Raw genomic sequence first — 19,182 nt, 5'->3', positions numbered from 1 at the left:
AATGATAAATCACGGTCTACCCACCGTCCACCCGCGCGGGCTAAAGGCGGACCGCCTAGCTCAGGCCCAGCTCGTCCTTGCCGAAGGCGAAGAGGTACGGAACACCGGCTTCGGCTTCGATCTTTTCCTTGGCCCCCGTGTCACGGTCCACGATTACGGCGACGGCCACCACGTTGCCGCCGGCCTTCCGGACACCTTCGACGGCGGTCAGCGCGGAACCGCCGGTGGTTGACGTGTCTTCCAGGACCAGGACCTTGCGGCCCTCCACCGAGGGACCTTCCACCTGGCGGCCCATGCCGTAGGACTTCTGCGCCTTGCGGACCACGAACGCGTCCACGGGGCGCCCGGCGTCGACGGCGGCGTGCATGACGGCGGTGCCCACCGGGTCTGCCCCCATGGTGAGCCCGCCGGCGCACTCGAAATCGATCCCGGCGTCCTCCAGCAGCGAGAGCATGACCTGTCCCACCAGTTTGGACGCCTCGTGGTGCAGGGTGATGCGGCGCAGGTCGATGTAGTAGTCGGCTTCCGCGCCGCTGGAGAGGATGACCTTGCCGCGGACGACGGCCAGTTCCTTGATCAGTTCCAGGAGGCGGGCACGGGCAGCGGCAGCGTCGGCTGCGAAGTCACGGGTGGCAGTCATGGGTCCCAGTTTAGTGGCTGGCCCGCCGCTGGTTCCCAGCCGGAGCCCGTGTGACGGCGCAGGGCCGGCGCAGTACAGCTAGGGCTGGGGTTGGGCTTCCGCTCGCCGCGCGAAGGCTGGTGCGTGCTCGGGGCGCGGCCCAAAGGCGATGAAGCGCGGAATGATGGTCCGGACCGCCGGAACACGGCGGGCGATGAAGAGTGCCGCTGCCGGGAACTTCGTCCGCTTTCCGGTCATGATCGGGGCGAAGATCGCGCGTTGCATGATGCGTTGGACGGTCTGCACGATGACCGTGGGCAGCCGCCGTCGCCGTTCCACTTTCTCCAGGTCTGCCGTGGTCACCCGGCCCCGGAGCAGCGCGGGGGCGAGGTACTCTGCGGCGGCCGCAGCGTCCTGGATGGCGAGGTTGATGCCGACGCCGCCAGCCGGGGACATCGCATGCGCGGCGTCCCCGATGCACAGCATTCCGTTGATGTGCCACGAATGCAGCCGGTTCAGCCGCACGTCCAGCCAGTGGAGGTCATCGAGGGATTCGATGGCGTCGACGCGGTCCGCAAGGTCAGGGCGGAGTCCCGCGACCCGCCGTCGGAAGCCCTCGACGCCTTCCGCGCGGATCCGCGCGTCGGTGCCCTTGGCGGCGAGGTAGCCCATTTGGTAGTAGTCGGTGCGGAACAGGGCCAGCAGCGCCTCGCCGGGGCCGAACGCCGGCACCAGGCCCGCCACCTCACCCGTTTCGGAGGGATAGCGGGGCAGCCGGAACCACCAGGTGTCAAAGGGCACCGGGAACTCTTTGGGCGCCATCCCGGCCGCGGTCCGCAGCGCGGAATGGCGGCCGTCGGTGGCCACCACCAGGTCGGCCAAGAGTTCGTCCTGCGCGCCGTCCGGGGTGCGGAAGCGGACTCCCCGGACGCGGCCCCCGTTGCGGACCAGGCCGGTGGCGGTATGGCTCATGAGCAGCGTGAACCCCGGCTCCTGGGCCGCGGCGGAAGCGAGGAAGTTCAGGAAATCCCATTGCGGCATCATGGCGATGTAGTTGTACGGCGGCGGCAGGGCATCAAAGTCGCCCATGGTCACGGGCGGGCCGCCCGCGACCGGGAAAACAACATTCTTCAGGCGGCTCTGCGGCAGCCGGCGGAATTCCTGGCCGAGGCCGAGTTCGTCAATGAGCCGGATGGTGGACGGGTGCACGGTGTCGCCGCGGAAGTCCCGCAGGAAATCCGCGTGCTTCTCCAACACCGTCACCCGCACCCCGGCCCGGGCCAGCAGCAGGCCCAGCATCATCCCCGCGGGGCCGCCGCCCACCACCGCGCATCCGGTCTTCTCCATGGCCCCACGGTACGCCTGCCCGGGGTGTCGCGGGAGGGGATTTCGCGGCGCATTCTGGTTGGCGCTACGCAAAATATCCTGCGCTACGGGGATTCCCGTATCGCAGGATATTTTGCGCAGCGGCCGTTAGGAAACGCCGCGTTAGAGCCGGGTGTCGAAGGAGTCGCAGAAGACGTTCTCGTTGAAGGTGCCCTGGAACTCCGACTTGCCCTGGATCTTCTCGATCGCGGCCCGGATGGCCTCCGGCGTGCCCGCGTGGGCGTGGATGGCTGTCTTGACCATCGGCACGTCAATGAGGTGGTTGGGCTGGTTGAGCGAGACGAAGACGGTGGGGACTTCCGTGACGTACCAGGGAATGTCGGCCGCCATGGGCGTGGACCACTTGATCCGGATCGCCGCTTCCTGGGCGAAGCCCTTCACATTGGCGAATACGAACGCGGCGTCGTACTTCTGCGCATAGTCCGCGGTGGCTTCCTCGGAGATGACAGACATGAAGTTGACCCCGGTCTCGCCGGCGGCCTCGCGCTGATCGGCCGTCTTGAAGACGTGAACTTCAAAGCCGGCCTTTTCGAGCTCGTCCCGGACAACGTCCAGGTAGGCCAGCGGATCCGCCCGGGTGAAGTCCGACCCGCCGGAGATGCCGTAGAGCCGGATGCGCTTGTGGGTCTGCGGCGTGACGGGCAGGTTGCCGGCGGTGTCCTTGACCAGGGTGACGGTCTTGTCGGCGATCTGCGCGGCAACCTCCCGGTGGGCCGGGCTCCCGATCAGCCGCAGGGCTTCGCCCGGCGGGACGAGGGATTCCCGCGCGATCCTGTGCAGCCCGAGCGAGGCTTTCAGTCCCAGGATCCGTCGCAGGGCGTCAAGCAGGCGGGCCTCCGTGATGACCCCGGATTTGTAACCTTCCAGCATGTACCCGAAGTCCTCGGCCGGATTCCGGAAGAACAGGAACATGTCGCAGCCGGCCGCGATGGTGGCCGGGACGAGCTCGCTGCGCTTCATGGCCTGCGTGAGGCCGATCATCTGGGACGCATCGGTGAGGATGAGCCCGTTGAAGCCGAGCTCGCCGCGGAGCAGGTCCTGGAGCAGTTCCGGCGCCAGGGTGGCGGGCAGGATGTCCTCCGCCGCCATCCCGGGCCGGAAATGCCGTGACAAGTCCGGTGCACCGATGTGCCCGATCATGATCGACTGCACGCCGTGGCCGATCATCTCCCGGTACACGTGACCGTAGGTCTTGTTCCACTCCTCGTAGCCGAGGGTGTTGTAGGAGGTGACTACGTGCTGGTCGCGCTCGTCCATGCCATCGCCGGGGAAGTGCTTCATGGCGCACACGGTGGGCGATTCGCTGATGCCGTCGAAGTATTCCTTGGCCCGTTCCACCACGATCTCCGGGGTGTTGCCGAAGGACCGGGTGGAGACCACGGTGTTGCGCCAGTTGTAGTGGATGTCCACGATCGGCGCGAAGGCCCAGTTGCAGCCCAGCGCGGCGGTCTCCACACCTGCGACACGACCCATCTGGCGGGCGATGTTCTTGTCCGGGTGGGAGCCTGCCTGCAGGTGGGTCGAGACGAAAGTCCCGTCATCGCAGCTGCCGGCTCCGCCCATTTCGGGGTTCGACGCGATCAGCAGCGGCACCCGGGTCTTGGACTGCGCGTAGCGGATGTGTTCCTGCACGGCGGCCGACGGCCCCGGCCGATACCGCATGCCGCCCACGTGGTACTGCTCCAGGATCCCGTCGAGGTACTCCGGGGCGTAGTCGTTGTTGTGGTTGATGAACAGCTGGCCGATCTTTTCCTCGAGCGACATGCCGGCGATGGTGGACTCCACCCACGCGATGGCGTCGTCGTCGAGGTTGAACGGCGCGGACTGAAGGTCGACGGCGAACGTGCCGGCGGCGGGAACCGCTGCCGGTGCCGGGGCCCCAGCAGTCGCCCCGGTCCGGTCCGCGACGCCGGCGAGGGCGGCGGCGACGACGTGTTCCACCGGGCCTGCGATGTCCACGAGGGTCCCGGCCTCGTCAGCTTCGAGCGGCTCGAGCGTGGCGAGCTGGGAGTCGAGCAGCGCGGCCGGCATGAAGTGGCCGGTGCGGCCCTCGATCCTGCCGCCGAGCACGTCCCTGCTGCCGTGCAGGTGCAGGAAGACGGTCTCGGGCGCCTGGGCTCGGATCGCGTCGCGGTAGCTGCGCTTGAGCGCGGAGCAGGCGAGCACCAGGCCGGCCGGCCCGGCGGCGGCGAGTTCGGCGCCTACGGTGGCAAGCCACGGCCAGCGGTCCTCGTCCGTCAGTGGCGTTCCGGCTGCCATCTTGGCGACGTTCTCCACGGGGTGGAGGGAGTCGCCGTCGAGAAAGCGGACGCCGAGTTCGCGGGCCACGAGGTCGCCGATGGTGGTCTTTCCGCAGCCGGAGACACCCATCACCACAATGTGGCGGCCGGCAACGGCGGGCTTCTGGTGGCCTGTCGTGGTCTCGTCAGTCGTCATGCCCGGTTTACCAGTCATGGACGGTGCCGTCGACGAGGCGGTTGTAGGGCAGGTAGGCCTGCTGGTACGGGAAGGCGGCGGCGGCTTCGGCGTTGAATTCCACGCCGATGCCGGGCTTGTCGCCCGGGTGCAGGTAGCCGTCCTTGAAGGTCATGGACTGCTCGAAGACCTCGTTGGTCTTGTCCGAGTGCTGCATGTATTCCTGGATGCCGTAGTTGTGGATCGCCAGGCCGACGTGCAGCTGCGCGGCGAACCCGACCGGGGAGATGTCGGTGGGGCCGTGGAAGCCGGACTTGATCTGGTACTGCGCGGCGAAGTCCATCACCTTCTTCAGCGGGCTGATGCCGCCGAAGTGGGTGGAGGCGGCCCGGACGTAGTCGATCAGCTGTTCCTTGATGATGGTCTGGTAGTCGTAGACGGTGTTGAAGATTTCACCGATGGCCAGCGGGGTGGTGGTGTGCTGGCGGACCAGCCGCAGCGCTTCCTGGTTCTCCGCCGGGGTGCAGTCCTCGAGCCAGAACAGGTCATAGGGTTCCAGCGCCTTGCCGAGCTTGGCGGCCTGGATCGGAGTCATCCGGTGGTGTCCGTCGTGCAGGAGCGGGATTTCCGGACCGAACTCGTTGCGCACGGCCTCGAATACGGAGGGCAGGTGGCGGAGGTAGGCGCGGGTGTCCCAGTCCTCTTCCTGCGGGAACGCCCCGCGGCCGGCGGGTTCGTAGTCGTAGCGTTCACCGGAGGCCTGGGCCTGGGCAGCGACGCCGTAGACGGCCTTGATGCCCGGGACCGCGGTCTGGATCCGGATGGACTTGTAGCCCAGTTCCAGGTGCTCCCGGACGGAGTCGAAGAGACTGGGCAGGTCCGCGCCGGAGGCGTGGCCGTAGGCGCGCAGTCCGTTGCGGGACGCCCCGCCCAGGAGCTGGTAGACCGGCATCCCGGCGACCTTGCCCTTGATGTCCCACAGCGCCATGTCGACGGCGGCGATCGCGGCCATGGTGACCGGGCCGCGGCGCCAGTACGAGGACCGGTACAGGAACTGCCAGGTGTCCTCGATCCGGTGCGGGTCCTTGCCGATCAGCAGCTGCGCGACGTGCTCCTTCAGGTATGCGGCGACCGCGAGCTCCCGCCCGTTCAGGGTCGCGTCGCCGATCCCGGTCACACCGTCCTCGGTGGTGATCCGCAGGGTCACGAAGTTCCGGGAGGGGCTGGTCACGAAGACTTCAGCAGCAATGATTTTCACAACAGGTCCTTTTCTGGTCTTTCGGGGTGTCTTAATCGCCGGGTGTCTTATTTGCTGGACGTCAGCGGAGCGGCATCGGCGGAACCGGTGACGGTGCCGGCGTGGGCGTCGGCGTCCGCGTCGGCGTCGGCGTCGGCCGAAACGGTGCCGTCGCCGCGGCGGGCCTGGATCTCGGTGAGGATCCGGGCGTGCATGGCGTCGGTGAGCGTGTACTTGGCCATCACGATCACGGCCAGGATGGTCATGACCGCCGGCAGCGCGCCGGCCGCGATCTGGATGCCGAAGACGGCGTCGGCGGTCTGGACGGCGCCGGACTTGTAGCCGCCCAGGGCCAGCGCGTAGGCGGCGAGGGCACCGCCGACGGCCTGACCGGTCTTGCGGGTGAAGGAGAACAGTGCGTAGGTGATGCCCTCGGTCCGGACCCCGGTCTTCCACTCTCCGTACTCGACGGTGTCGGCTTCCAGTGCCCACACCACGATGTTGACCGCGAGCACGCCCACCAGGCTGATCACCAGGCCGCTGAAGCCGACCAAGGCCTGGCTTGCGGGGGTGAAGAAGATGATGGCTCCGCCAACCACCGTGAACAGCGAGGAGAAGATGTAGACCCGCTTCTTGCCGATGGTCCGGACCAGCTTGGGCATGAAGCCGGCCAGCACGAAGGTCAGGCCGAGCTGGATGATGGACAGCACCGGGTACAGGTCCAGCCGACCCAGGACATCGCGGAGGTAGTACAACTGCACGGAGGTGAGGGCCAGGTAGCCGGTCAGGAAGAAGAAGGAGCTCACGCACAGCATGAGCAACGGCCGGTTGCCCTTGAGGGTCTCCATGCTCTGCTTGAACGTGACGTTGGGAACTGCGCGGTGGACGCGTTCCTTGGCGGTCAGGAAGGTGAAAAGGTACAGGCCCGCCCCGATAACGACGAAGGCGATGGTGATGGCGGTGAACGTGCCCTGCAGGTCCGCGCCGGGCTTGATCAGCGGAGCCACAAAGATGCCTAGGGCGGAGCCGACCAGCAGCCCGCCGATCATCCGGGCGGAGCCCAGCTTGGCGCGCTCCCCCGGGTCCTGGGTCATGGCGCCGGCCAGCGAGCCGTAGGGGATGTTGACCAGGCTGTAGGCCAGGCCCAGGGCGGCGTACGTGACGTAGGCGTAGAGCAGGGTGCCGGATTCCCCGAGCTGGGGAACGGAGAAGGTGGCGACGCTCAGCAGGAGCAGCGGGATGGAGCCGAACATGATGAACGGGCGGAACTTGCCGAACCGTTTGCTGTAGGTCCGGTCCACGACGCGGCCGGCGAAGACGTCGGCGAAGGCGTCGAAGATCCGCACCACCAGCAGCAGTGTTCCGGCGGCCGCGGCCGAGATCCCGGCCACGTCCGTGTAGTAGACGAGGAGGAACATCGTGGCGGTGGTGAAGGCGAGGTTGTTGGCGGCATCGCCGGCGCCATAGCCGACGATGCTGAGCTTGGAAAGCTTTTTCATGTGATTGGGCTCCTTTACCCGGTGCCGGACCTGGGTCCGGCCAAAAAATGTGCGTTAAGGCCTACGCCTCGGGGGTGGTGTTCTTGGTGCCGGCCAGTGCCGTCCACCGTTGGCGCAGGGCATAGGCGGCGGGCTTGGGCCGCCTGTCCCGGGTGAAGACGCCCTTCTTGTTGCCGTCCACGCGCATGATGCCGTTGGAGGTCTGGAAGTCCGCGAAGTTCCAGACCTGTTCGCCCACCATGGCGTCCACGCGGTCGAAGACCCGGTGGTACATGGCCAGGAACGCGGCCTGGTATTCCTCGCTCCAGGGCTGTTCATAGATGGAGTGGAAGCCGGGCATGGTGTCCGGCCCGTACTCGGTCATGATCATGGGCTTGCCGTACTTGGCTTCCCACTCCCGCAGTTCCTTCTCGAGGCTCTGTTCGGCCGTTTCGAGGTCGCCGTTGTTGAGGTACCAGCCGTAGTAGCGGTTGAGCATGATGACGTCGAAGAGGTCCCCGAGCAGTTCCTTGTCCGGGGTGTCGAACATGACGTTGACGTAGCCGACGGGCCGGGTGGGGTCCAGGCTGCGGGTCAGTTCCACGAGGGGTGCGAAGTATTCGCGGGCTCCCTCTTCGGAACCGTTGGGTTCGTTGGCGATCGACCAGATCACCACGGAGGGGTGGTTCTTGTCGCGGGCGACGAGTTCTGAGATCGCCTGCCGGTGGTTGGCGGCGGTGTTGGCGTCCACTCCGCCGTCGACGTAGGTCTTCTTGGCGATGCCGCCAAAGACGGCGCCGAAGCCCAGGTGCAGCCCCACGGCGGCGGTCTCGTCGATCACCACGATGCCGTGCCGGTCGGCAAACTCCATGACTTCCTCGGCGTACGGGTAGTGCGAGGTGCGGAAGGAGTTGGCGCCCACCCAGTCCAGGAGCTGGAAATCGTTGACCATCTGGGCGTTGCTGTGGCCCTTGCCAATGGCCACGTGGTCCTCGTGCATGCCGAAGCCGGTGAAGTAGAACGGTTCGCCGTTGATGAGGAATTCCTTGCCGCTGATTTCGACGGTGCGGACGCCGACCGGCAGGGTGTAGCTGTCCAGCAGCTGGCCGGCGTCGCGGATTTCCGCGGTGAGGCTGTACAGGTAGGCGGCGCCGGGCTTCCACAGCACGACGTCGGCGATGTTCAGGGTGCCGGTGGCGCCGTCGGCGCGGGCGACCTCGGCGCCGTCGGCGTCCCGGAGCGATACGGTGACCGATTCGCTGCCGGTTCCACCGGCGGTGCCGATCGTGTAGTCGACGCTGCCAGTGGTGCCTTCGAAGCCGGTGACGACGGTGATGTCATCGACCGTTACCGCCGGGGTGCTGAAGAGCCAGATGCTGCGGTGCAGGCCGGCGTAGTTGTAGAAATCGTGGAGGTAGCTCTGCTGGCGGCGGCCGTCCTCGGTGACGGTGATGGTGCCCGGCGGGATGGTGGCCTGTGTGAGCTCGTTGTTGACGGAGATCGTCAGGCGGAAGACCTGGCCGGAGGTGACGTGCTCGGTGATGTCCGCGCTGAACGGCATGTAGCCGCCGGCGTGCTGGGCCACCAGAGTGTCGTCAACCCACACCATGCCCTCGTGCGTTGCCGAGTCGAGGCGGACGTGGATGCGCTCCCCGGCCCAGCCGCGCGGGACGCGGACCTCGCGCTGGTACCAGACGTAGCCCACGTGGTCGCGGACGGCCTTGTCGGGGAAGACGTCGTTGTAGCTGGCCGGGACACCCATTTCCAGGGCCGAGTCCAGCGGCGCCTTGAACCATTCGTCCCGGTGGCCGGAGCGGTCAAAGTCCACCTTGAAGCGGTACAGGCCGTCGAGGTTGACGATCTCGCGGGTTTCACTGGCCTGGGGCTTGAGCATCGTGGGAGTTCCTTACGCATCGTTGCGGGGGCGGGCCTTCCGGTTGGGCCAGCGGTGCCGGCGAGCCATCCGGTGGCCCCATTCGTCTGGATGTAATCCTAGTCACTTGGCAATCAGTTGGCAAGCGGTTGCCATAAATTTAGTTGAAAGTTTTGGAAACACTGCTGCCCGGCTCCCCGTGACCGGGAGCCGGGCAGTAGTGCATGCACGGAGGGCGCTACAGGGAGACAGCCCGCTCCCCGAACGTTCCGCACAGGTCTTCAATGAGGTCCACGACGGCGCCGTCAGCGGCCAGGGCCGGATCCACCAGGGCAAGCAGGGCCCGGATCCGCTCGGTGCCGGCGAGCCGGTTGGCCGCGGCCACCTCCTCGGCCAGGGGGTCCTGGAAGGCGTCGGAGGCGGCACCGTAGTCCATCCAGGCGGCGATCATCAGCGCGGCGGCCGCGCCGGTCCTGCCCGCGGCCCGCTCGGCCCGCAGGACGGGAACCGCGCGCATCCGTAGCTTGGTGCTGCCGTCCATCGCGATCTGTGCGAGGTGGTGGGCAATCCTGGCGTTGCTGAATCGCTGCAGCAGGGCGGCGCGGTAGGCGGGGAGCTGCAGTTCCGCGGCCATGGCTTCGGTCCCGGACAGGTTTGCCTCCGCCTCGTCCCAGAACTTTTCGACAGCCCGCAGGCACAGCGGGTCCGCCAGGGCCTCGGCCACGGTGGTGTGGCCGCGGAGCTGGCCGGCGTAGGCCAGCAGCGAGTGCGCGCCGTTCAGGAGCCACAGCTTGCGGTTCTCGTACGGCTCGATCTCGGCCACGAAGACGGCACCGGCGTCTTCCCAGCGCGGCCGTCCGGCGGGGAAATCCCCGCTGAGCACCCAGTTGGAGAAGGGCTCGGCCACCACGGGCGAGGTGTCGCGGTAGCCGCAGGCGGACTGGACGGCGGCTATGTCCGCGGCGGTGGTCCGCGGTGTGATGCGGTCCACCGAGGTGCTGACGAAGCTGATGTTGGCGTCGATCCATCCGGCCAGGTCTGCGTCCCACGCCCCGGCCATGCCCACCACGGCGTTGTGCGCCACAGTGCCGTTGTTGGACAGGTTGTCGCAGCAGACGACGGCGAGCGGTCCGGCGGCTGCCGACCGGCGGGAGGCCAGTGCCAGCACCAGCCGGCCCAGCGGCGTCGTCGGGTTGCCGCCGGAAGCCAGCAGCGCAAGGTCCCCGGCGACGTCGGGTGCGGTGCGGTCAAGCTGCCCGTCGGCGCGGAGCCGGTACGCCGCCTCGGTGATGGTCAAGGTGATAACGGCGGTGGCCGGGGCGGCGACCAGGTCCGCGAGGCGCTGCACGTTGGCGCCGTCCACGGCCTCGACGATGCTGCTGACCACGGCGAAGGAGTCGCCATCGTCGGCGCGGTTCACCACCGTGTACAGCCCGTCCTGTTCGGCCAGCGTCAGCGCGGCGTCGGGGCGGCGGCCGGTGAAGGCCGCGATGCCCCAGTCCGCGGCGTCGGACGCCTGGTGGGTGTACCAGGCCTGGTGCGAGCGGTGGAAGGCGCCCAGTCCCAGGTGGATGATCCGCACGGGTGCCTTGGCGGAGGGGCGCAGGCTGCGGTTCAGTTGGGGAAGGTCCATGGCGGGATCCACCTCGGATTCGGGTGCGGATGTCAGATCGGTACTCACAGCTTGAAGACCCTCCGCGGCGAGCCGTCCACGATGTCGACAATCAGTTCATGGGCGCGGTCCTCGCTGACGCGGTGTTCGGCGACCAGCCTGGCCAGGAAGGAGGCCTCGATCCGGCGGGAGGCGTCGTGGCGGGCGGGGATGGAGCAGAACGCGCGGGTGTCGTCGATGAAGCCGGACGAGCGGGAGAAACCGGCGGTCTCGGTCACGGCGGAGCGGAAGCGCAGCATGGCGTCCGGTGCGTCCAGGAACCACCACGGGGCGCCGAGGTAGACCGAGGGGTAGAAGCCGGCCAGCGGCGCGAGTTCGCGGGAGAACACGGTCTCGTCCATGGTGAAGAGCACCAGGTGGAAGTCCTTGGCGGTGCCGAAGTCCTGCAGCACCGGGCGGACGGCCTCGGTGTAGTTCACGGCAAACGGGATGTCGTGGCCGGTGTCCGGGCCGAACTTCTCGAACGTGGGCTCGTGGTGGTTGCGGAACGAGCCCGGGTGGATGGTCATGACCAGGCCGTCCTCCACAGACATCCGTGCCATCTGGTACATCATGTGGGCCTCGAAGTCCTCGCGGTCCTGCGCCGTGGCCTGGCCGGCGCGGGCGCGGTCGAACAGCCTGGCGGCGTCGGCGGCGTCGAGCTTGAGCGTCGCGGGAGTGCGGACGCCGTGGTCGGCCGAGACCCCGCCGTGCTCCACGAAGTAACGACGCCGGTTCTCCAGGGCGGTGATGTAGCCGGCATAGCCGGTGGCGCCGTCGCCCGCTGCCGCGATGAGCCGGTCCACGTTCGCGGACCATGTGGGGTGCGCGATGTTCAGGTAGGCGTCCGGGCGGAAGGTGGGCAGGACGCGGCCATGGAACGTGGGATCCTCGGCGATCGCCCGGTGGCTGGCGAGGCTGTCCAGGGGGTCATCCGTGGTGGCCAGCACCTCGATGTTGAAGTCCTTGAACAGCTGGCGGGGCCGGAAGCCGGGTTCCAGCAGCTTGGCGGAGATCGCGTCGTAGCTGGCGTCGGCGGTCTCGGCGCTGATCTCCTGCCGGAGGCCGAAGACGCTGTCGAACTGGGTGCGGAGCCAGTAGCCTGAGGCCGTCCCGTCGAACAGCGGCCAGGCCTTGCAGAACTCGCGCCAGACCGTGCGGGAGTCCGCTTCCGCGGCGGCCGAACCCCTCAGTCGGTCCAGCGGGACGCCGCTGGCGTGGATTAGCCGGGTGACGTAGTGGTCCGGGCTGACCAGCAGCGCTGCCGGGTCCGGGAAGGGGGTGTTGTGCTCGATGACGGCGGCGTCAACGTGCCCGTGCGGGGAAATGATGGGGAGGTCCTGGACGCGCTGCAGGAGGTCCCGCGCAATGCTGCGCGTTCCGGGATCCGCGGGCAGGAGCCGGTCTGGGTTGGCGGCAATCGACTGTGACATAGCTCAATGGTCCGGCCCACCCCGAGCATTTGTCAACCGGTTGCCATAAATTGCCACCAAGTTGCGAGTGACTGCGGCGGTGGGTCTAGCCCGCGGGCAGCAGCCGTCCGCTCGAGCCCCGGAGCACCAGCTCGGTCTCGACGCGCAGCGTGGGCGCAGGCGCTGCCGTACCGTGCGGGTGTTCGCCGTGCAGGCGATCCAGCAGCAAGGTAGCGGCGCCCGAGCCGCACTCCCCCAGCGGCGAGCGCACGGTGGTGAGCGGCGGCGTGGTGAAATCGGCCCCGAAGATGTCGTCGAAGCCCACGATGCTGATCTGGTCCGGGATTACCAGGCCGGCGGCCTGGAGTTCCTGCATGAGGCCGATGGCCAGGAGGTCGTTGTAGGTCAGCACCGCTGTGGCGCCGCTGGCGCGGACGTCGCGCGCCACCTGGCGGCCGCCGTCGACGGTGGGTTTGCTGGATTCCAGCCGCACGGCCTCGAGCCGGGACCATTCGCAGGCGGCCTGCACGCCTTCCCAGCGGCGCGCGGACATCCAGGACTGCGGCGGCCCAGCAACAAAGGCAACCTTGTGGTGCCCGTTGGCGGCCAGGCTGCGGACAGCCTCGCTGATGCCCTTGTTCACGTCCGGGACCACGCACGGCACGCCGTCGACCTCGCGGTTGATGACCACCACGGGCTTGTCCCGGGCGATGGCCCGGATGTGGTCGTCGTCCATGCGGGGGCTGGCAAGGATGAGCCCGTCCACGGTGGCCATCATCCGGCGTGCCGCCGTCAGCTCGGTGTCCGCGGACTCGGCGGACTCGGCCAGGACCAGCGTGTAGTCCCGCAGCGTGGCGGTCGTTTCCGCCCCGCGGATGATGTCGAAAAAAGTGGGGTTGGTGATGTCCGCGACGATCAGGCCGAAGGTGTTGGTGCGGCCGGTGGGCAGGGCGCGGGCGAACGGGTTGACCTGGTAGTTCAGCTCGGCGGCGGCGTCCTCGATGAGTTTCTGGGTCTTGGCGCTGACCCGGCCGGGCTTGCTGAGCGCCCGGGAGACGGTGGAGGGATTGACGCCGGCAACCTTGGCGATGTCGTAGATGGTGGCGCTGGACTTTCCCGCACGGGAGGGCTTTTTGGCCGGAGCTGCCGATGCGGCCGCGTCCGGGGTCTTGGGTTCAGTCACCGCCCCATCCTAACGAGCATCAGCCCAACTAACTGGCAGCAGGAGCCGTTTTGAGCGCTCAAAACGGCCGCAGCTGCCAGTCAGTTGGGCGGGGTGTGCCTAGGCGCGTTCGGGGAACTTGCCTTCGTCCACGATGCGCTTGTTCAGCTCGGCGAGGAAGACGTCCTCGTCGAAGTCCAGCGCTACCTCCGTGCCGGTCCAGCTGGAGAGGTGGATGGCGTTGGCCAGGCGGACACCCTTGATGCCGTCCGATCCCGGGGCCAGCAGCGGTGTGCCGTCCAGGATGTTGGCGGCGAAGTTCTCCAGGACACCGGCGTGCTGCGCCCCCCAGGCGGACTCGAACTCGAGGACTTCGGTGGTGTAGAACTCCTCCGTGTCCATCTGGCCCATGAAGAGCTTGAGGACATCGCCCATGTCCAGGCTCTCACTGAGTTCGCGCTCGGGCTTGTGCAGGCGGGTCACCGTGGCGGTCTTGGAGTTCTCGACCACGATCTTGCCCTGGTCGCCCAGGATCTCGAAGCGGTCGGTGCCCACGAGGTCGTGCGTGGCCGTCACGAAGACGCCCGTGGCGCCGTTGCCGTAGTCCACGACGGCGGTGACCTCGTCCTCCACGGCGATGTCGCGGCGGAAGCCGTAGGCAACCTTGGAGTAGACGGACTTCGGCACGCCGCAGATCCACTGCCAGAGATCCAGCTGGTGCGGCGCCTGGTTGACCAGCACGCCGCCGCCCTCGCCGCCCCACGTGGCGCGCCATTCGCTGGAGTTGTAGTAACCCTGGGGGCGCCACCAGTTGGTGATGATCCAGTTGGTGCGGCGGATGGCGCCGATCTCGCCGTTGTCAACGATCTCCTTGAGCTTCTGGTACAGCGGGTTGTTGCGCTGGTTGAACATGATGGCGAAGGACAGCTCCGGCTTGCTGGCGGCGAACTCGTTGAGCTCCTTGACCTGCTTGGTGTACACGCCGGCCGGCTTCTCCACGAGGGCGTGGATGTTGCGCTTGAGGGTCTCGATGCCCATTTCCGGGTGCAGGAAGTGCGGCACGCACGTCACGACGGCGTCGACGTCGCCGCTTTCCAGCATGGCGATGTAGTCCTCGTAGAAGGGCGCGTCCGGGTACTGGGACGCGGCCAGTTCCTTCTTGGCGGGATCGGTGTCGCAGATCGCGCCGATCACCATGTTCGGGACTTTTCCTTCGGTGATCAACTTGGCGTACAGGCCGCCCTGCTGGCCCAGGCCGATGATGCCGAGGCGTACTTTCTTGCTCATGTGGTGATTCTCCGTAGTCATTGGGGGTGGTCTAGAAAAGGTTCGAGTGGCCCATGGCCACGAGGTTGTCGTAGGAGGTCTGCAGGGCGTCCCACACGGTGCGCCCGTAGAGCTCGTCCTGCTCCACCAGCAGGTAGCGGGCACCGGCGGCCTGCGCGGCGGGAATGATGGACGGGAAGTCCAGGTTGCCTTCGCCCACTTCGGCGAACTGGACCACGTTCTTGAACTGGTCCATGAAGCCCATGAAGTCCCCGGAATCCAGCAGCCCGAAGGAGGATTCCGGCAATTCGCCGATCCGGTAGTCCTTCAGGTGGACCATGGCCGTGCGGCCGGCATACTTTTCCAGCGTGCGTACCGGGTCCAGGCCGCCGCGCTGCACCCAGTGGACATCGATTTCCATGCCCATGGCCGGGGAGTTCTCGGCGATGACGTCCAGCATGAACTTTCCGTCGAACTTCGCGAACTCGATGTGGTGGTTGTGGTAATACAGGCCCAGGCCCTGTTCCTGCAGGCGTTCGGCGTATTCGTTGGCCTGCTTGGCGAAGTCGATGACTGCGCCGATCGACTTCATCGCCGGGAACGGCAGCATGCCGATCCGCAGCAGCTTCGTGTCCAGGCGCTTGGCGTCCTCCACGATCTTCTCGAAGTGCTCGGCCAGCGAATCCCCGGGGCGGCCCTGGGGGATCTCCATGGCCACGGACAAGGCGGCGATGTCCATGCCCAGTTCGCTGCGGGAACGGTCCAGTTCAGCGACGTTCTCCGGCGTCATCGGGATCTGGGAGATCTCGACGGCGTTGTAGCCGATTGCGCTGACCTTGCGGAGCGTTTCAAACGCTCCGAGTTCGGTGAAGCTGTCTTTGAGCATCATCGCTTGTACGCCAATTGTGGACACTGTATTCCTCCGTGGTCTTCCGGGCCCCTCAGGGCCGCCTTGTCAGTCAGTTGATGCCTCTCCTTGGTGCATGCGCGCAGCGCTAGGCGAGGGCACCTGCCTGTTCTCTCTGTTGCCGCTGGATTTCCAGCAGCCGGTGGCGATCCGCCCGGCGTTCTTCCTGCCGGTCCGGATCGGGTACTGGGGACGCCAGCAGGAGCCGCTGGGTGTAGGGGTGGTCCGGATCGGTGGTGACGACGCCGGCCGGGCCTTGTTCGACGATCTCGCCGTGGTACATCACGGCGACGCGGTGGCTGATGTGCCGGACGACGTCGAGGTCGTGCGAGACGAACAGGTAGGACACTCCGGTGTCCTTCTGGATCTGCAGGAACAGGTCCAGCACGCGGGCCTGGGTAGAGAGGTCCAGTGCGCTGACCGGCTCATCGCAGACGATCAGCTTGGGCGAGAGCGCCAGGGCGCGGGCGATCGCCACCCGCTGGCGCTGCCCGCCGCTGAATTCGCGCGGCAGCCGGTTGATGGCATCCGAGGGCAGGCCCACCTGGTCCAGCAGTTCCTTCACGCGCTTTTTGGCTGCCGCGGCCTCCATGCCCTGCACGCCGAGGGGTTCGGCGAGGATGTCGCCGATCTCCAGGGCGGGGTTCAGCGAGGTGTACGGGTCCTGGAACACCACCTGCAGATCCCGGCTGAGGACCCGCCGGTCCTTGCGGGTGGCGTGGCTGATGTCCTTGCCGTCGAAACTGATCTTCCCGCCGGTCACCGGTGCCAGTCCCAGGATGGCCCGGCCCAGGGTGGTCTTGCCGGAACCGGACTCCCCCACCAGGCCCAGGGTTTCGCCCCGGCCGATGGTGATGTTGATGTCCGTCAGGGCGCGGAAGGGCTTGGCCCGGAAGTGTTTGCTGGGGTACTCCACCACCAGCTGGTCCACCGCGAGCAGCGGCGCGCTATCCGTGGTGCTCATGCGACTGACTCTTTCTGCCGGGTTGAAACGAGCATGGACATGGGTTCCTTGCCTTCAAGCATCGATGCCAGGAGCGTTTGTGTGTAGGGTTCCTGCGGATTGCGGAGGATGTCGCGCACGGATCCTTCCTCCACGAGCCGGCCGTTCTGCATGACCGCCACACGGTCGCAGAGGTCAGCGACCACGCCGAAGTTGTGGGTCACCAGGATCACGCCGATGTTCAGGCGCTGCTGGAGCTCGCGCAGGAGGTCCAGCACGTCGGCCTGCACCGTGACGTCCAAGGCCGTGGTGGGCTCATCGGCGATCACCAGGTCCGGCTCGCAGCTGATGGCTCCTGCGATCAGCACACGCTGGGCCATGCCCCCGGAGACTTCGTGCGGGTAGGCGGCGAAGGTCCGTTCCGGGTTGGCGATGCCGACGTCCGTGAGCAGTTTCAGTGCCCGCTTCCTCGCCTCGGCCTTGGAGATCCCGAGGACGCGCACCATGGGCGTCACCAGCTGGTAGCCGATGGTGAAGGCGGGGTCCAGGTTGCTCATGGGCTCTTGCGGAATGTAGGAAATCCGCTTGCCGCGCAGTTTGGACAGGCGTTCCTGGCTGACCCGTTCTTCGCCCGGGACCACGGTGTAGTTGCCGTCGAACTGGATGGAGCCGGCCACAATGCGGGCATTGTCCGGGAGCAGCCCGAGGATGGAGAAGGCGGTCTGGGACTTACCCGAGCCGGATTCGCCCACGATGCCCAGGATCTCGCCGCGGTCCACGTGGAAGGAGACGTCGTCCACTACCTTCTTGATGGAACCGTCCGCCTGGGGATAGCCGACGCCGAGATTGGTCACCTTGACCAGGTGGTGCTCGGTTCCGGTTTCGACGGCGACCGCGGGCCTCCCGCCAGCGGCACGTACTGTGCGCGCGGCGGCGGGCGCCGCCGTCGAGCCTTCCAGCGTTGCCTTTTTCTTGCGGTGCCTGATCTTTTCGCCGTCCTCGAGGGCGTCGCGGACGGCGTTGCCCAGCAGGACGAGGGCTCCGATGGTCAGTGCCATGGCAAGCGCCGGCCAGAACAGCAGGGTCGGGTTCAGGTAGACGTTCTTGAAGCCCTCGGAGAGCATGACGCCCCAGGTTGCCCTGGTGGGATCGCCCAGGCCGAGGAATTCCAGGCCGGACTGGATGGCGATGGCCACCCCGGCGATGGCCGCGGTCTGGATGATGATGGGGGCCCGCACCACGGAGAAGATGTGCCGCGCGATGATGCTCAGGTCCGAAAGTCCGGAGACCCGGGCGGCGTCCACGTACAGCTCGTTGCGGACCGACTGGACGGCCGTGCGGGTCAGCCGGAAGTAGGACGGGCTGATGAGGATGCCGAAGGCGATCATGGAGATCCACACCGAGGGGCCAAAGGCTGCCCGGATGGTCAACAGCACGATCAGCCCGGGAAGGCTCATCAGGATGCTGACCACCCAGTTGGAGACGGCCTCGAACTTGCCGGCGTAGTAGCCGGCGATCAAGCCGGCCGGCAGGCCGATGCCAATGGCCACTCCGGCGCAGAGCAGGGCGGAGAGCAGGGTCAGCTGCGCACCGAACAACAGGCGGCTCCAGACATCGCGCCCGGCGCTGTCCGTGCCCAGGATGTTGACCGAATCCGGGGCGGCGAGCGTCTTGGCAATGTTGGCGTAGTTCTGGTCGAAGGGCGCCAGGACCGGAGCCAGGATGGCCAGGAGCGCGACCACCAGCAGGATGGTCGTGGCCACGATGCCCAGGGGGTTCTTGAACAGGCGCCGGATGACGGTGGAACGGACCACCGTTCCGCTCTGCCCTGCATGAATCGGGGCTTGGGGTGCGGCGGCGGTGGCCGCGGTTTCTACAGAATCGCTCATGACACACGTACCTTCGGGTTGAGCCAGCCATTGAGGATGTCGACCAACAGGTTCACGACAATGACGACGACGACCGTGTACATCACGACGCCCATCACCACCGGGAGGTCCGACTGGCCGGTAGCGGCGACTGCCAGCGGGCCCATGCCGGGAAGGGCGAAGATCTGCTCGATGATCACCACGCCGCCAAGCATGCCGATCAGCTGCAGGCTCAGGACGGTCAGGCCGGCCGGGGCGGCGCTGCGCAGGACGTGCTTGAACAGGATTTCGCGCTCGCCGATCCCGCGGCTGCGCAGGGTGCGGACGTAGTCACGCTCGAGTTGCTTGATGACGGCGCTGCGGATCTGCTGCGCGCCGCCGGTGACGCCGTTGATGAGCAGGGCAATCACCGGAAGCGACATGGAATAGACCCACGCGTCGGCCCCCGCGTCCGGGGAGATGGTGCTGGTGGCCGGGAAGAGGCCCAGCTGGATGGCCAGGATGGTGACCAGGATGACGCCGATGACGAACCCTGGAATGGAGTCGCCGATGATGGCGCCAACCTGGACCACCCTGTCCACCCAGCCGCGCTTGACCGCTGCGGCAACACCGATCAGTGCCGCACAAATGGCGATCAGGATCATTGCGGCGAAGACCATGGTCATGGTCACCGGGATCCGGCTGGCCAGGGAGTTGGCCACCGGTTCCGAGGTGAACCAGGAAGCACCAAGGTTGCCGCTCAAGGCGTCGAGAACCCAGGCGAGGTAGCGGACCAGCAGTGGCTGGTCCAGCCCCAACTCGTGTTCTTTCAGCGCCACCTGCTCAGCGGTGGCCTGGTCGCCCAGGATGTTCCGGCCGATGCTCCCGCTGGAGGTATACAGCAGGAAGAAGGTGAGTGCCGAGACAACAACCAGCACCACCAGCCCGCTGCCCAGCCTTTTCGCAATGAACCTAATCATGGGGTC

At 67.1% G+C, this 19,182-nt stretch carries 14 protein-coding genes; all 14 read right to left on the bottom strand.

Annotated elements, in window-relative coordinates; translation table 11 throughout:
• Positions 1-55 precede the first annotated feature (55 nt).
• Positions 56-640, bottom strand: coding sequence for an orotate phosphoribosyltransferase (gene pyrE, locus AC1DEY_RS05215; RefSeq protein ID WP_441408081.1), 585 nt, complete (start codon positions 638-640; stop codon positions 56-58).
• A gap of 78 nt (positions 641-718) precedes the next feature.
• Complete coding sequence (locus AC1DEY_RS05210) at positions 719-1,966, bottom strand: FAD-dependent oxidoreductase (protein ID WP_476867047.1); 1,248 nt, start codon at positions 1,964-1,966, stop codon at positions 719-721.
• Positions 1,967-2,107: 141 nt separating this feature from the next.
• A complete protein-coding gene (locus AC1DEY_RS05205; protein ID WP_476867046.1) occupies positions 2,108-4,441 on the bottom strand; it encodes a gluconokinase, GntK/IdnK-type in 2,334 nt (777 codons plus the stop codon).
• Between the two features lie 7 nt (positions 4,442-4,448).
• The gene (manD, locus tag AC1DEY_RS05200) at positions 4,449-5,678 is read right to left on the bottom strand and encodes a D-mannonate dehydratase ManD (protein WP_476867045.1); all 1,230 of its coding nucleotides are present in this window, start codon (positions 5,676-5,678) and stop codon (positions 4,449-4,451) included.
• A 47-nt stretch (positions 5,679-5,725) separates the two neighbouring features.
• Complete coding sequence (gene uidB / locus AC1DEY_RS05195) at positions 5,726-7,156, bottom strand: glucuronide transporter (protein ID WP_476867044.1); 1,431 nt, start codon at positions 7,154-7,156, stop codon at positions 5,726-5,728.
• Positions 7,157-7,217: 61 nt separating this feature from the next.
• Complete coding sequence (gene uidA, locus AC1DEY_RS05190; protein WP_476867043.1) at positions 7,218-9,029, bottom strand: beta-glucuronidase; 1,812 nt, start codon at positions 9,027-9,029, stop codon at positions 7,218-7,220.
• Positions 9,030-9,246: 217 nt separating this feature from the next.
• Positions 9,247-10,641 (bottom strand): mannitol dehydrogenase family protein, encoded by a 1,395-nt coding sequence (locus AC1DEY_RS05185; RefSeq protein ID WP_476867085.1) that lies wholly within the window; start codon positions 10,639-10,641, stop codon positions 9,247-9,249.
• A 44-nt stretch (positions 10,642-10,685) separates the two neighbouring features.
• Positions 10,686-12,092 (bottom strand): glucuronate isomerase, encoded by a 1,407-nt coding sequence (gene uxaC, locus AC1DEY_RS05180; RefSeq protein ID WP_476867042.1) that lies wholly within the window; start codon positions 12,090-12,092, stop codon positions 10,686-10,688.
• An 85-nt stretch (positions 12,093-12,177) separates the two neighbouring features.
• Positions 12,178-13,254, bottom strand: a complete 1,077-nt coding sequence (locus tag AC1DEY_RS05175) for a LacI family DNA-binding transcriptional regulator (RefSeq protein ID WP_476867041.1) — start codon at positions 13,252-13,254, stop codon at positions 12,178-12,180.
• 99 nt (positions 13,255-13,353) lie between these two features.
• Positions 13,354-14,520 (bottom strand): Gfo/Idh/MocA family protein, encoded by a 1,167-nt coding sequence (locus tag AC1DEY_RS05170; protein ID WP_476867040.1) that lies wholly within the window; start codon positions 14,518-14,520, stop codon positions 13,354-13,356.
• A 31-nt stretch (positions 14,521-14,551) separates the two neighbouring features.
• Positions 14,552-15,412: a sugar phosphate isomerase/epimerase family protein gene (locus AC1DEY_RS05165; RefSeq protein WP_476867039.1), complete on the bottom strand. Its 861-nt coding sequence runs from the start codon at positions 15,410-15,412 to the stop codon at positions 14,552-14,554.
• A gap of 82 nt (positions 15,413-15,494) precedes the next feature.
• A complete protein-coding gene (locus tag AC1DEY_RS05160; protein WP_476867038.1) occupies positions 15,495-16,370 on the bottom strand; it encodes an ATP-binding cassette domain-containing protein in 876 nt (291 codons plus the stop codon).
• On the bottom strand, positions 16,367-18,238 hold the full coding sequence (locus AC1DEY_RS05155) for a dipeptide/oligopeptide/nickel ABC transporter permease/ATP-binding protein (protein ID WP_476867037.1): 1,872 nt from the start codon (positions 18,236-18,238) through the stop codon (positions 16,367-16,369). The genes AC1DEY_RS05160 and AC1DEY_RS05155 overlap by 4 nt, the downstream gene beginning before the upstream one ends.
• Complete coding sequence (locus tag AC1DEY_RS05150; RefSeq protein ID WP_476867036.1) at positions 18,235-19,176, bottom strand: ABC transporter permease; 942 nt, start codon at positions 19,174-19,176, stop codon at positions 18,235-18,237. The genes AC1DEY_RS05155 and AC1DEY_RS05150 overlap by 4 nt, the downstream gene beginning before the upstream one ends.
• Positions 19,177-19,182 lie beyond the last annotated feature (6 nt).

The sequence above is a fragment of the Arthrobacter sp. 05T47 genome (genome assembly GCF_056395825.1).
Note: the sequence above shows the minus strand (reverse complement) of the source record. Positions and strands in the feature narration are given on the sequence as shown.